The 12,522-nt window shown below is 66.4% G+C and carries 13 protein-coding genes; all 13 read right to left on the reverse strand.

Annotated elements, in window-relative coordinates; genetic code table 11:
- Nucleotides 1-5: 5 nt before the first annotated feature.
- Complete coding sequence (gene atpD / locus F614_RS0104110) at nucleotides 6-1,382, reverse strand: F0F1 ATP synthase subunit beta (protein ID WP_018867622.1); 1,377 nt, start codon at nucleotides 1,380-1,382, stop codon at nucleotides 6-8.
- 58 nt (nucleotides 1,383-1,440) lie between these two features.
- Nucleotides 1,441-2,301 carry a F0F1 ATP synthase subunit gamma gene (atpG, locus tag F614_RS0104115; RefSeq protein WP_018867621.1) on the reverse strand — a complete coding sequence of 287 codons (861 nt, stop codon included), beginning with the start codon at nucleotides 2,299-2,301 and terminating at the stop codon, nucleotides 1,441-1,443.
- A 12-nt stretch (nucleotides 2,302-2,313) separates the two neighbouring features.
- On the reverse strand, nucleotides 2,314-3,855 hold the full coding sequence (atpA, locus tag F614_RS0104120) for a F0F1 ATP synthase subunit alpha (protein ID WP_018867620.1): 1,542 nt from the start codon (nucleotides 3,853-3,855) through the stop codon (nucleotides 2,314-2,316).
- Between the two features lie 13 nt (nucleotides 3,856-3,868).
- Complete coding sequence (locus F614_RS0104125; protein ID WP_018867619.1) at nucleotides 3,869-4,405, reverse strand: F0F1 ATP synthase subunit delta; 537 nt, start codon at nucleotides 4,403-4,405, stop codon at nucleotides 3,869-3,871.
- A gap of 9 nt (nucleotides 4,406-4,414) precedes the next feature.
- Complete coding sequence (locus F614_RS0104130; protein WP_018867618.1) at nucleotides 4,415-4,885, reverse strand: F0F1 ATP synthase subunit B; 471 nt, start codon at nucleotides 4,883-4,885, stop codon at nucleotides 4,415-4,417.
- 53 nt (nucleotides 4,886-4,938) lie between these two features.
- Nucleotides 4,939-5,175 carry a F0F1 ATP synthase subunit C gene (gene atpE / locus F614_RS0104135; RefSeq protein ID WP_012983953.1) on the reverse strand — a complete coding sequence of 79 codons (237 nt, stop codon included), beginning with the start codon at nucleotides 5,173-5,175 and terminating at the stop codon, nucleotides 4,939-4,941.
- Between the two features lie 53 nt (nucleotides 5,176-5,228).
- Entirely contained in the window at nucleotides 5,229-6,071 is an 843-nt protein-coding gene (gene atpB / locus F614_RS0104140; RefSeq protein WP_018867617.1) for a F0F1 ATP synthase subunit A, read from the reverse strand.
- Nucleotides 6,072-6,102: 31 nt separating this feature from the next.
- Entirely contained in the window at nucleotides 6,103-6,489 is a 387-nt protein-coding gene (locus F614_RS0104145; protein ID WP_018867616.1) for an ATP synthase subunit I, read from the reverse strand.
- A 167-nt stretch (nucleotides 6,490-6,656) separates the two neighbouring features.
- Complete coding sequence (locus tag F614_RS0104150; RefSeq protein WP_018881972.1) at nucleotides 6,657-7,499, reverse strand: ParB/RepB/Spo0J family partition protein; 843 nt, start codon at nucleotides 7,497-7,499, stop codon at nucleotides 6,657-6,659.
- Between the two features lie 43 nt (nucleotides 7,500-7,542).
- Nucleotides 7,543-8,298, reverse strand: coding sequence for a ParA family protein (locus F614_RS0104155; protein WP_019558331.1), 756 nt, complete (start codon nucleotides 8,296-8,298; stop codon nucleotides 7,543-7,545).
- Nucleotides 8,299-8,301: 3 nt separating this feature from the next.
- Entirely contained in the window at nucleotides 8,302-8,925 is a 624-nt protein-coding gene (gene rsmG, locus F614_RS0104160; RefSeq protein WP_019558332.1) for a 16S rRNA (guanine(527)-N(7))-methyltransferase RsmG, read from the reverse strand.
- A gap of 301 nt (nucleotides 8,926-9,226) precedes the next feature.
- Nucleotides 9,227-11,089, reverse strand: coding sequence for a tRNA uridine-5-carboxymethylaminomethyl(34) synthesis enzyme MnmG (gene mnmG / locus F614_RS0104165; RefSeq protein WP_019558333.1), 1,863 nt, complete (start codon nucleotides 11,087-11,089; stop codon nucleotides 9,227-9,229).
- 111 nt (nucleotides 11,090-11,200) lie between these two features.
- Nucleotides 11,201-12,517: a tRNA uridine-5-carboxymethylaminomethyl(34) synthesis GTPase MnmE gene (gene mnmE, locus F614_RS0104170; RefSeq protein ID WP_019558334.1), complete on the reverse strand. Its 1,317-nt coding sequence runs from the start codon at nucleotides 12,515-12,517 to the stop codon at nucleotides 11,201-11,203.
- Nucleotides 12,518-12,522 lie beyond the last annotated feature (5 nt).

The raw sequence follows: 12,522 nt of genomic DNA on the forward strand, positions 1-12,522 counted from the left end.
GCTCCTTAGCCGAGCTTCTCGGCCTTCTCGACGGCTTCCTCGATGGTGCCGACCATGTAGAAGGCCTGCTCCGGCAGGTGGTCGTATTCACCGTCGACGATCGCCTTGAACGCACGGATGGTGTCCTTCAGGGACACGTACTTGCCGGGCGCCCCGGTGAAGACCTCGGCCACGAAGAACGGCTGCGACAGGTAGCGCTGGATCTTACGCGCGCGGGCCACGACCAGCTTGTCGTCTTCCGACAGCTCGTCCATCCCGAGGATCGCGATGATGTCCTTCAGCTCCTTGTAGCGCTGCAGGGTACCCTGCACCGCACGGGCGGTGTCGTAGTGCTCCTGGCCAATGATCTGCGGGTCCAGCTGGCGCGAGGTGGAATCCAGCGGATCCACCGCCGGGTAGATCCCCAGCTCGGCGATCTGGCGCGACAGCACGACGGTCGCATCCAGGTGCGCAAAGGTCGTGGCCGGGGACGGGTCGGTCAAGTCATCCGCCGGCACGTAGACGGCCTGGATGGAAGTGATCGAACCCTTCTTGGTCGAGGTGATGCGCTCCTGCAGCACACCCATCTCTTCCGCCAGGGTCGGCTGGTAACCCACCGCGGACGGCATACGACCCAGCAGCGCGGAGACCTCGGTCCCGGCCAGGGTGTAGCGGTAGATGTTGTCGATGAACATCAGCACGTCGCGGCCTTCGTCACGGAAGAACTCGGCCATGGTCAGACCGGTCAGCGCGACGCGCAGACGGTTGCCCGGCGGCTCGTTCATCTGGCCGTAGACCAGGGCCACCTTGTCGAGGACGTTGGAGTCCTTCATCTCGTGATAGAAGTCGTTCCCTTCACGAGTACGCTCGCCCACGCCGGCAAACACGGAATAACCGGAGTGCTCGATCGCGATGTTGCGGATCAGCTCCATCATGTTGACGGTCTTGCCCACGCCGGCGCCGCCGAACAGGCCGACCTTGCCGCCCTTCGCGAAGGGGCACAGTAGATCGATGACCTTGATGCCGGTTTCCAGCAGCTCGGTGGAGCCCGCCTGCTCGTCGAAGGTCGGGGCGGCGCGGTGGATCGACCAGGTCTCCTGGGCCTCCACGTCGCCGGCGTTGTCCACCGGACGACCGAGGACGTCCATCACGCGGCCCAGGGTCCCCTTGCCGACCGGCACGGAGATCGGCTTGCCGGTCGCGGTAACCGGGGTCTGACGCTTCACACCCTCGGTGGTACCCATGGCGATCGTGCGCACGACGCCGTCACCCAGCTGCTGCTGGACTTCCAGGGTCAGGCCGTTTTCCAGGGTCAGGGCGTCGTAGACCTTGGGCACTTCGCCGTGGGGGAACTCCACATCCACGACGGCGCCGATGATTTCGACAATCTTTCCAGAACTCATTTGTTCATCCTCGTAAGTCGTAATTCGTGCCGAGTCGACCGATACGTGACGGCGGGCGCTAGACCGCGGCCGCGCCGCTGACGATCTCGGAGATCTCCTGGGTGATCGCGGCCTGGCGCGCCTTGTTGTAGACGAGCTGCAGGTCCTTGATCATCGTGCCGGCGTTGTCGGAGGCGGACTTCATCGCCACCATGCGCGCGGCCATTTCGCAGGCCACGTTCTCGACCACCGCCTGGTAGATCAGGGACTCGACATAGCGCTCGAGCAGCGTATCCATCACCGGATGCGTGTCGGGCTCGTAGATGTAATCCCAGTGGTGCTTGAGCGATTCGTCCCGGCTCGGCGCCGTCGGCAGCAGCTGGGTCACCTCGGGCTGCTGCGTCATCGTGTTGACGAACTTGTTCTCCAGCAGCACGACGCGGTCCACCTTGCCGTCGCGGAAGTTGTCCAGCACCACCTTGATCGACCCGATCAGGTCGTTGATGTGCGGACGGTCACCGAGATCTTTGGCTTCGGCCACGATGTTGCCGCCAAGGCGCTTGAAGAACTGCAGCGCCTTGTTGCCCACCACGCAGAGATCGACCTCGACACCCTCGTCGCGGTACCGGCGCATCTCGCCGACAGCCTTCTTGAACAGGTTGGTATTCAACCCGCCGCAGAGGCCGCGATCGGTCGACACGATGATCAGCGCCACGCGCTTCACTTCGCGCTCAACCATGAACGGATGCTTGTACTCGGCATTCGCCATGGCGACGTGACCGATCACGTCGTGGATCTTCTGCGCGTAGGGCCGGGACTCTTCCATACGGTCCTGGGCCTTGCGCATCTTGGACGCGGCGACCATCTCCATCGCCTTGGTGATCTTCTGAGTATTCTGGATACTCTTGATCTGCGTCCGAATCTCCTTAGTGCCCGCCATTGCGTGCTCCCGTTACCAGCTGTGCTTGGCCTTGAACTCTTCCAGGGCCTTCTTCAGCTTTTCCTGGATGGAGTCGTTGTAGTCGCCAGTGCTGTTGATTTCGTCCAGGAGCTCCTTCTGCGAGGAACGCGCATAGGCGATCAGTTCCTTTTCGAAGCTCACGACCTTTTCCGCCTCAACGTCGTCGAGGTAGCCCTCGTTCGCGGCATACAGGGAGAAGGCCATCTCGCCAATGGACATCGGCTGGTACTGACCCTGCTTCATCAGCTCGGTCACGCGCTTGCCGCGATCCAGCTGCTTGCGGGTCAGTTCGTCCAGATCGGAGGCAAACTGCGAGAATGCCGCCAGCTCGCGATACTGGGCCAGCGCCAGACGCACGCCACCACCGAGCTTCTTGATGATCTTGGTCTGCGCCGAACCACCCACGCGGGAGACCGACAGACCGGCGTTGATCGCCGGACGGATACCCGAGTTGAACAGGTCGGTCTCGAGGAAGATCTGGCCGTCGGTGATCGAGATCACGTTGGTCGGCACGAACGCGGACACGTCGCCGGCCTGGGTCTCGATGATCGGCAGCGCGGTCAGCGAACCGGTCTGGCCCTTCACCTCGCCGTTGGTCTTTTCTTCCACGTACTCGGCGTTCACGCGGGAGGCCCGCTCCAGCAGACGCGAATGCAGGTAGAAGACGTCGCCCGGATAGGCTTCGCGGCCCGGCGGGCGGCGCAGCAGCAGGGAGACCTGACGGTAGGCCCAGGCCTGCTTGGTCAGGTCGTCGTAGACGATCAGGGCGTCTTCGCCACGGTCGCGGAAGTACTCGCCCATCGCGCAGCCGGCATACGGGGCAATGAACTGCATCGCGGCCGACTCGGAGGCGTTGGCGGCGACGATGATGGTGTTCTCCATCGCGCCGGCCTCTTCCAGCTTGGCCACCACGGACGCAACCGACGAGGCCTTCTGGCCCACGGCGACGTAGATGCACTTAACGCCGGAGTCCTTCTGGTTGATGATCGCGTCGATCGCCACGGCGGTCTTGCCGGTCTGACGGTCGCCGATGATCAGCTCGCGCTGGCCCCGGCCGACCGGAACCATGGCGTCGATCGCCTTGATGCCGGACTGCAGCGGCTGGTCGACGGACTGGCGTTCGATAACGCCCGGGGCGATCTTTTCGATCGGGCTGGTCACGTCGGTGTTCACCGGGCCCTTGCCGTCGATCGGGCGACCCAGGGAGTCCACCACGCGACCGAGCAGGGCCTCGCCCACCGGGACCTCGAGGATGCGGCCGGTGCACTTGACCGTGTCGCCTTCCTTGATGTGCTTGTAGTCACCCAGGATCACGACGCCGACGGAGTCGCGCTCGAGGTTGAGCGCCATGCCGAAGGTGTCCTCGGGGAACTCGAGCATCTCGCCCTGCATGACGTCACCCAGGCCGTGCACACGCGCGATACCGTCGGTCAGGCTGACCACGGTGCCCTCGTTGGAGGCCTCGGAGGAGGCATCGAATTTCTCGATGCGCTGTTTGATCAGATCACTGATCTCGGAGGGATTCAGTTGCATGTTAAATATCCTCTTAGCGACTCAAATTGGCAGCCAGGCGGTTCAGCTGGCCTCGCACGGAGCCGTCGATTACCAGGTCGCCGGCGCGGATGATGGCGCCCCCCAGCAGGGAGCTGTCGACTGAGCATTCGAGATCGACTTCGCAGCCCAGGCCCTTGACCAGGGCGTCGTGGATCTCTTTCTCCTGCGCCTGCGTGAGCTTGCGGAAGGCGGTGACATCGGCGTGCACGCGCTGTTCCGCGGCGGCCTTGAGTTCCTCGAAGGCGTCACGGACGGCGGGCAGGGCCGGCAGGCGGCCGTTCTCCGCCAGCAGGCGCACCAGATTGCCGGCCTCGGCACCGACCTTGTCACCGGCCACGTCCAGCACCAGCTGGGCGCGATCGGCACGCGGGAGCCGCGGGTTGGAGAGGAGACTGTGCATCTGCGAGTCGCTGGCGATCGCCGCCAGCAACTCGAGCTGCTCGGCCCAGCCGGCGAGATCCTTGGCCTCGCGGGCCCGCTCGAATGCCGCGCGGGCGTAGGGTCGGGCGACCGAAATCAGGTCTGACATAACGTCTCCTTAGAGCTTGGCCGCGAGCTTCTTGAGCAGATCGCCGTGGGCCTTGGCGTCAATCTCCTTAGCCAGGATCTGCTCGGCGCCGGCAACCGCCAGTTCGGAGACCTGCTTGCGCAGCTCTTCCTTCGCGCGATTGAGCTCCTGCTCGATTTCGGATTGCGCCGCTTCCTTGATGCGGTCGCCTTCCTCGCGGGCCGTGGTCTTGCTCTCCTCGACCAGATCGTTGGCACGCTTCTGGGCGGAGGCGACGATCTCGTTGGCCTGCTGCTTGGCTTCCTTGATCACCTCGGTCGCACGCTCCTGGGCGAGCTCCTGCTCTTTCTCGCCGCGCTCCGCTGCGGCGAGACCGTCGGCAATCTTCTTGCGACGCTCTTCCAGGGCGTTGGACATGGGCGGCCAGACGTAGCGCATCGTGAACCACACGAAGACGCTGAACGCGAGCAGCTGGCCGATGATGGTCAGATTGATATTCATCCTGCTACCTCGGGTTGACGAGTGTGAGGGATCCTCGGGACTCGGTCAGCCTCTTAGCCCAGGGCGAACAGAACGTACAGGCCGATACCCACACCGATCATCGGCACGGCGTCGGTCAGACCCATGACGATGAAGAACTGGGTACGCAGCATCGGGATCAGTTCCGGCTGACGCGCGGCGCCTTCCAGGAAGCGACCACCCAGGGTGCCCACGCCGATCGCGGCGCCGACAGCGGCCAGACCCAGGAGCAGAGAGCCAGCCAGAACGATCAGAGCGTTTGCCATTTCCATTTTTGTATCTCCAGTCGAGTGTTGAAACAGTCAGTTGAGTAGGAAGATCGGAATCAGTGGTCTTCGCTGTACGCCATGTCCAGATAGACGACGGTCAGCACCATGAAGATGAAGGCCTGCAGCGGCACCACGAGGATGTGGAAGATCGCCCAGCCGACATGCAGCACGCCGCCGGCCAGACCCAGGATCAGGCCCGCGGAGTACATCACGCCGATCAGGATGAAGATCATCTCCGCGGCGTAGAGGTTGCCGAACAGTCGCAGGGCGAGCGAGGCCGGCTTGGCCAGCAGGTTGATGAACTCCAGGACGAAGTTGATCGTCCAGAAGATCGGCTTCAGGAACACGATGTTGGTCTGGAACGGGATACCCGTGAGTTCCTTGATGAAGCCGACCGGGCCCTTGATCTTCAGCGAGTAGTAGATGATCAGGATAAACACGCCCAGCGCGAGGCCGGCGGTCACGTTGATATCCGTTGTGGGCACGATCTTGAAGTACGGGATGCCCAGCAGATAGGCGATGTGCGGCAGCAGATCCACCGGCACCAGGTCCATCAGGTTGAGCAGGAAGATCCAGACAAAGATGGTCAGCGCGAGCGGCGCGACCATGTCGTTCTTGTGCTTGAAGGAACCACGGACGTTGTCGTTGACGAAGTCCATGGTCATTTCGACGAAGTTCTGCCAGCCGCCCGGGACGCCGGCGGTGACCTTCTTGGCCGCGGCGCGGAACGTCAGGATAAACAGCAGACCCAGACCGATCGACCAGAGCATGGAGTCGACATGGATCGCCCAGAAGCCCATCTCGGCGGCTTCGGTGCTGGTCGAGGCGAAGCTCAGTCCGTTCTCGGGGTGGAGCCCGAAGGTGAGGTTCGTGAGATGGTGAGCAATGTGCTCTTCCATCGTGGGCAGTTCGCTTTCTGAAGCCATGCAGTTATCTCGTCATTGCTTGATCAGAAACCCGGTGCAGCCACCACAGGGGGGCCAGGTGCACCAGGAGGAAGATGCCGAACAGGGCCGGTAGGTCCGGCTCGTCCAGGTAAGCGAACGCCACCCCGAATGCCACCGCGATGATTGCCAGTCGTCCCAGCTGTGCGCCCATCATGCGGGCGGTCAGCGAGCCCACCTGATCGGCTCGATAGGGCCGAAACACGACGACCGCGGCCACGGCGTTGCCGAGGGTCGCGGTCATGCCGCCCACCGCGGCCGAGATCGCCACGATCGGGGGGAACAGGGCCAGAAGCAGGCCCGACAGAATCAGCGTTAAGGCGAGCTGCAGACCCAGCGATTGTAAGGCGTGTCTGAAGCGTCGCGGTGTCATTCAGCGGATGGGCACACCCACCCCTCTCCCAAAAAGTGCGCGTAGTATAAGAGCGCCCTTCTATTAGGTCAAACCGTTATGGGGCTGTAAGCAGGGGTTTGGGCCCGGTGCGGGCGGGGCGCGCGGACGGCGTTGCCGGGAGGATTGGCGCGGGGAGTCCGCGGCCTCTACTGGATGTGTTCGAGGATCCCGTCGAGCTCGTCGAGGCTGTTGTACTCGATGACCAGGCGACCCTTGCCCTGGCGGTTGTAGCGCACCTGCACCGGGGCGCCGAGCTGGTCGGACAGGCGGCTTTCCAGTTGCCGGACTTCGGGCGAGGGTCCGGTGTCCTTCTTCGGCTCCGGGGTGGCGGCCAGGACCTTCTTCACCAGTTGTTCGGTTGCGCGCACGGAGAGCCCGCGCTTGACGACGGTGGCGGCAACCCCCGGCTGATCGTCGAGGGGAACAGCGAGCAGGCAGCGCGCATGGCCCATTTCCAGGCGGCCCTCGTTGACGTGTTCCTTCACGCTGTCGTGGAGTTCCAGCAGGCGCAGCAGGTTGGTCACCGAGGTGCGCGAGCGGCCCACGGCATCGGCCGCGGCCTGGTGGGTCATCTCGAACTCCCCGATCAGGCGGCGGATCGCCTGGGCCTCCTCCAGCGGGTTCAGGTCCTCGCGCTGGATGTTCTCGATCAGGGCCATCGCGGCGGCGGCCTGGTCGGGGATTTCGCGCACCACCGCCGGCACGGTCTCCAGCCCCGCGATCTGGGCCGCGCGCCAGCGGCGTTCGCCGGCGATCAGTTCGTAGCCATCCTCCAGCCGCCGGACGACGACTGGCTGCACGATCCCCTGGGCACGAATGGAGTCCGCGAGTTCCGCCAGGGCGGCCTCGGCCATATGCACGCGCGGCTGGTATTTGCCACGCCGGATCTGCTCGATCGGGAGTTGATCCAGGCTGTCGGCTTCGTCGCCGCCGGCCTGGGCGCCGGAAAGGAGGGCATCGAGGCCGCGGCCCAGTCCACGTTTCGCCATGGTCGATCGTTCCTGCAGACAGTCGGTTGGGGGACGGGCGGCGTCAGCGCCGCAACATCTCGCCGGCCAGGGCCAGGTAGGCCACCGCGCCGCGCGAGGAGGCATCATACAACAAGGCCGGCTGGCCAAAACTGGGGGCCTCGGCCAGGCGGATGTTGCGCGGGATCACGGTGCGGAACACGCGGTCGCCGAAATGGCCGGTCAGCTGTTCGGAGACGTCCCCGGACAGCCGGTTGCGCGGGTCGAACATGGTGCGCAGCAGCCCGGAAATGCGCAGCTTCGGGTTGGGCCCGCGCTGGATGCTCTCGATGGTGCGCATCAGGGCGGTCAGGCCCTCGAGGGCATAGTACTCGCACTGCATCGGGATCACGACACCGTCGGCGGCGACCAGGCCATTGACCGTAAGCAGGTTCAGCGACGGCGGGCAGTCGACCAGGATGTGATCGTAGTTCGCAGTAGCCGCGCCCAGCGCATCCTGCAGGCGATATTCGCGGCGATCGGCCTCCATCAGCCGGACCTCGGCCACGGTCAGGTCGCCGTTCGAGGGCACCAGGTCGTAGCCGGCCTCGACCCGGTGGGCGGCCTCGGCGACCGTAGCCTGGCCCAGCAACACCTCGCAGGAGGTGGGGTCGTCGGCATGCTTGTCCACGCCGGAGCCGGTGGTGGCATTGCCCTGGGGGTCCATGTCCACCACCAGTACGCGCTTGCCCAGGCGCGCCAGCGATGCGGCCAGGTTGACGCAGGTGGTGGTCTTGCCGACCCCGCCCTTCTGATTGGTGATCGCCAGTGTATCGGTCACGGCTCAGGCTCTCTCGATAATGGCAACGTGGCGCTCGGCCACCTCGCCGGGAATGGTAACCGGATCCACCTGGCGGTACGTCCAGGGTGCCGGCAGGGGATCGTCGACCACCCGCCGCTGGCCGAGCATGGCCAGCACCCGGCCCCCGGGCGCCACGGTGTGTGCGACCCGCGCGAGCATTTCGGCCGGGGCCTTGAACGCCCGCGACAGCACCGTGGTATACGGCGCCTCGGGGTGGAAGTCTTCGATGCGCGCGTGAATGGCCTCGGCATTTACCAGGCCGGTCAGGCCGATCACGTTACGCAGGAAGCGGATGCGCTTGGCTGCGCTGTCCAGCAGACAGAAGTCGCGCTCGCGTTCCGTCGCGGCCAGGATGAACCCCGGGAGCCCGGCCCCGGTGCCCACGTCGAGCACGCGCTCGCCCTGAAGATACGGGCGCAGGGTCAGGCTGTCGAGTACGTGGCGTGGAATCAGCAAGGCGGGATCGCGCACCGCGGTGAGGTTGTGCACCCGGTTCCAGCGCTGGAGCTCGGCGAGGTACGTCGCCAGCGCCTCGCGGGCGCGGGCGTCCAGGTCCCAGGCCTCGGCGCAGGACGCGAGCCGCGCCCCCCAGTCGTCACTCGCCACTGGCGCGCTGCTCCAAGGAAACACTAATCCATGTACACCCTCGCGCTCGAGTCGCTTTTGCGTGCCAACAAGGCGCGGTGACCGCCGTGCAGTCATTCTGCACAAGGGAGCCGCAACGCCGTGCGCGCGCCCGTTTCTGATACCAACGGGCGGCCGAGCCCCTTCGGGGTTGGCACCCCAGGTTTTCGGATCCTGCGTTGCACCCCGAATCCATCAGAAACGGGCGGGTAGAACCACTACCCGCTGCGCGCCCCGCCTGGTCTCGGAAAACCTGGGGTACCAACGCGAGGGTGTACATGGATCAGTGTGTCCTTAGGTGTACGGCCAGGGCCGACAGCGCGGCCGGGGTCACGCCGGGAATGCGCTGGGCCTGGGCCAGGGTATGCGGACGGAATTCGGCCAGCTTCTGGCGGATCTCGTTGGACAGGCCGTGGACCCGGTCGTAGTCGAGACCGTCCGGCAGGGCCGTCTGCTCGGCGCTGGCCTGGCGCTCGATCTCGGCCTGCTGGCGCTCGATGTACCCGGCGTACTTGGCCTGGATCTCGGCCTGTTCGCGCACGTCCGGTGCGCAGCCCGCATCGAGTTCGGGGAGCGCCTGCATCAGGGCGTCGTAGTCGGCTTCGGGGCGGCGCAGCAGATCGAGCAGGGTCGCATCCGGGTCGGGGGCCTTGCCGAGGAGCTCGACCAGGGCCGGGCGGGTTCGCTGATCGCGGTCCGGTCGCGTCTGGGCCAGCCGGCTCATCTCCGACTCGATCGCGGCGGCGCGGTGCTCGAACCGTGCCCAGCGGGCATCGTCGACCAGGCCGTACTCGCGGCCGATCGGCGTCAGGCGCAGGTCGGCGTTGTCCTCGCGCAGCAGCAGCCGGTACTCGGCGCGCGAGGTGAACATGCGGTAGGGCTCCTGCGTGCCGCGGGTGACCAGGTCGTCGATCAGCACGCCGATGTAGGCCTCGGAACGCTGCGGGATCCAGGGTTCGGCGTCCCGGGTCAGGCGGGCGGCATTGAGCCCGGCGACCAGGCCTTGCGCCGCGGCCTCTTCGTATCCTGTGGTGCCGTTGATCTGCCCGGCGAAGAACAGATTGGCCACCTCGCGCGTGGCCAGCGACGGGCGCAGGCCGCGCGGGTCGAAGTAGTCGTACTCGATCGCGTAGCCCGGACGGGTAATACGCGCGTGCTCGAATCCCTCGATGCTCTGCACCAGCGGCACCTGGATCGCATACGGCAGGGAGGTGGAGATCCCGTTCGGGTAGAGCTCGTGCGTGGTCAGCCCTTCCGGCTCGACGAAGACCTGGTGGCTGGTCTTGTCGGCAAAGCGCACGACCTTGTCCTCGATCGAGGGGCAGTAGCGCGGTCCGGTGCTGTCGATCTGGCCGGAATACATCGGGGCCTGATCGAGGTTGGCGCGGATCAGGTCGTGGGTCTTCTCGCTGGTGCGCGCGATATGACAGGGGCGCTGGGCCGGGTGGTCGTCGGCCGAGCCGGTGAACGAGAACACCGGGCGCGGGTCATCGCCCGGCTGCACCTCGAGGCGCGCGAAGTCGACGCTGCGCCCGTCGATGCGCGGCGGGGTGCCGGTCTTCAGGCGCCCGACCGCAAAGGCCATCTCGCGCAGGCGCGCGGCCAGGCGCACGCTCGGCGGATCGCCCGCGCGACCGCCCGGCTGCCGGGTCAGCCCGGTGTGCATCTGGCCGTTGAGGAACGTCCCCACCGTCAGCACGACGGCGTGGGCCTGGAACGCAGTCCCCGCCTCGGTGACCACGCCGGTCGCACGATCGCCCTCCATGGTGATGTCGGCCACCGGCTGCTGGAAGATCTCCAGATTCGGCTCGGCCTCCACGAAGTGGCGAATGGCCTGGCGGTAGAGCTGCCGGTCGGACTGGGCGCGGGTCGCGCGCACCGCCGGGCCCTTGCGCCGGTTGAGGATGCGGAAGTGGATGCCGGCGGCATCCGCCGCACGTGCCATCACGCCCCCCAGGGCATCGATCTCCTTCACCAGGTGGCCCTTGCCGATGCCGCCGATCGCCGGATTGCAGCTCATCTGGCCGATGGTCTCGATGTTGTGGGTCAGCAGCAGCGTGCGCGCACCCGCGCGCGCCGCGGCCAGTGCGGCCTCGGTGCCGGCGTGTCCGCCGCCAATCACGATGACATCGAATGTTTCTGCCATGACCTCTGCAAGCCCGGCCGGTGGTCGGCCCGAAAACGTAAAATCAGCAGTTTAGCAGGAGTGGCGGCGGCGTCGAAGCGGCCGCATGGGGATCCATGTTTCCCTGCGCCATCACTTGCCGATGCAAAACCCGGCGAAGATCTCGCCGAGCAGGGCCTCGTGGTCCTGGCGACCCAGCAGGGCATCCAGCGCGGCCTCGGCCAGCCGCAGTTCCTCGGCGATCAGGTCGGGCGCGGCGCAGGCCTCGATGCGCCCCAGATGCAGCGCTGCCAGGCGCAGGCCATCGAGATGGCGCGCCCGCACGCTGAAGCGCTGCTGCCCGCCCTCGCCGGCACCGAGGCGCTCGACGATCGCCTGCTTGAGCTCATCAATGCCCGAACCCGTGCGTGCCGAGATGGAGATCCCCTCGCCTGGAAGGGAATCCTGTCCAACGCAGTCCTGCTTGTTCCAGACCGTGAGCCGCGGGATCTCGGGCGGGGCCTCCAGATCCGGCTTGGCCTCGGGGCGCGTGAGGTCGCGCAGATCCAGGATCAGGTCCGCCCCAGTGGCAGCCTCGCGGGCACGCTCCATGCCGATGCGCTCCACCGGGTCGTCGCTGGCATGCAGCCCTGCGGTATCGATCAGCTCGACCGGGATGCCGTGGATGGCGATCGGCGAGCGCAGCACATCGCGCGTAGTCCCGGGGCGGTCGGTGACGATCGCCACCTCACTCTCGGCCAGGCGGTTCATCAGGCTGGACTTGCCGACATTCGGGGCCCCCACCAGGGCCAGACGCAGGCCCTGGGCGAAGTACCGGGCCGGGCGCAGGCGCTCCAGCAACGCGACGATGGTGGCGTGCAGTTCCTCCGCCCGCCGGGCGATGTCCGGGGCCGCCTCGGATTCAAGATCGGTCTCGCCGAAGTCGATCTCGGCCTCGATGACCACGCGCATGTCGCGGATCGCGCGGGAGACCGGCTCCAGCTCCGCGGCCAGCGCACCATCGAGGCTGGAGCGGGCCAGGCGCGCGGCCTCGGCCGTCTGGGCATGGATCAGGTCGGCGACGGCCTCCGCCTGCGCGAGGTCGAGGCGGCCGTTCAGAAAGGCCTGTTCGGTGAATTCGCCCGGCCGCGCGCGGCGGGCCCCGAGATCGACCGACGCCGCGACCAGCGCCTCCAGCAGCACCGGGCTGCCATGCCCCTGCAGCTCGACCACGTCCTCGCCAGTGAAGGAATGGGGGGCGGGGAAATAGAGGATCAGGCCATCGTCGATGGCCTCGCCACTGGCCGGATCGAGGAGGCGGCCGTAGTGGGCATGGCGCGGTCGCAGGCGGTCGCGCCCGGTCAGACGCCGCGCGATCGCCGGTGCCTCGGGGCCCGACAGGCGGACCACGCCGATGCCGCCGACCCCCGGCGGGGTCGCGACCGCGACGATGGTGTCCGCCACGGTCACGGCCC

The organism is Thioalkalivibrio sp. ALE12, assembly GCF_000381105.1.
Taxonomy (GTDB): Bacteria; Pseudomonadota; Gammaproteobacteria; order Ectothiorhodospirales; family Ectothiorhodospiraceae; genus Thioalkalivibrio.

Coding starts and splice junctions, on each gene's coding strand:
- atpE (WP_012983953.1), bottom strand. CDS start 5,175: ATGGAAATGGCAAACGCTCTGATCGTTCTGGCTGGCTCTCTGCTCCTG.
- F614_RS0104150 (WP_018881972.1), bottom strand. CDS start 7,499: ATGGCGAAACGTGGACTGGGCCGCGGCCTCGATGCCCTCCTTTCCGGC.
- atpG (WP_018867621.1), bottom strand. CDS start 2,301: ATGGCGGGCACTAAGGAGATTCGGACGCAGATCAAGAGTATCCAGAAT.
- F614_RS0104130 (WP_018867618.1), bottom strand. CDS start 4,885: ATGAATATCAATCTGACCATCATCGGCCAGCTGCTCGCGTTCAGCGTC.
- mnmG (WP_019558333.1), bottom strand. CDS start 11,089: ATGGCAGAAACATTCGATGTCATCGTGATTGGCGGCGGACACGCCGGC.
- atpB (WP_018867617.1), bottom strand. CDS start 6,071: ATGGAAGAGCACATTGCTCACCATCTCACGAACCTCACCTTCGGGCTC.
- F614_RS0104145 (WP_018867616.1), bottom strand. CDS start 6,489: ATGACACCGCGACGCTTCAGACACGCCTTACAATCGCTGGGTCTGCAG.
- F614_RS0104125 (WP_018867619.1), bottom strand. CDS start 4,405: ATGTCAGACCTGATTTCGGTCGCCCGACCCTACGCCCGCGCGGCATTC.
- atpD (WP_018867622.1), bottom strand. CDS start 1,382: ATGAGTTCTGGAAAGATTGTCGAAATCATCGGCGCCGTCGTGGATGTG.
- atpA (WP_018867620.1), bottom strand. CDS start 3,855: ATGCAACTGAATCCCTCCGAGATCAGTGATCTGATCAAACAGCGCATC.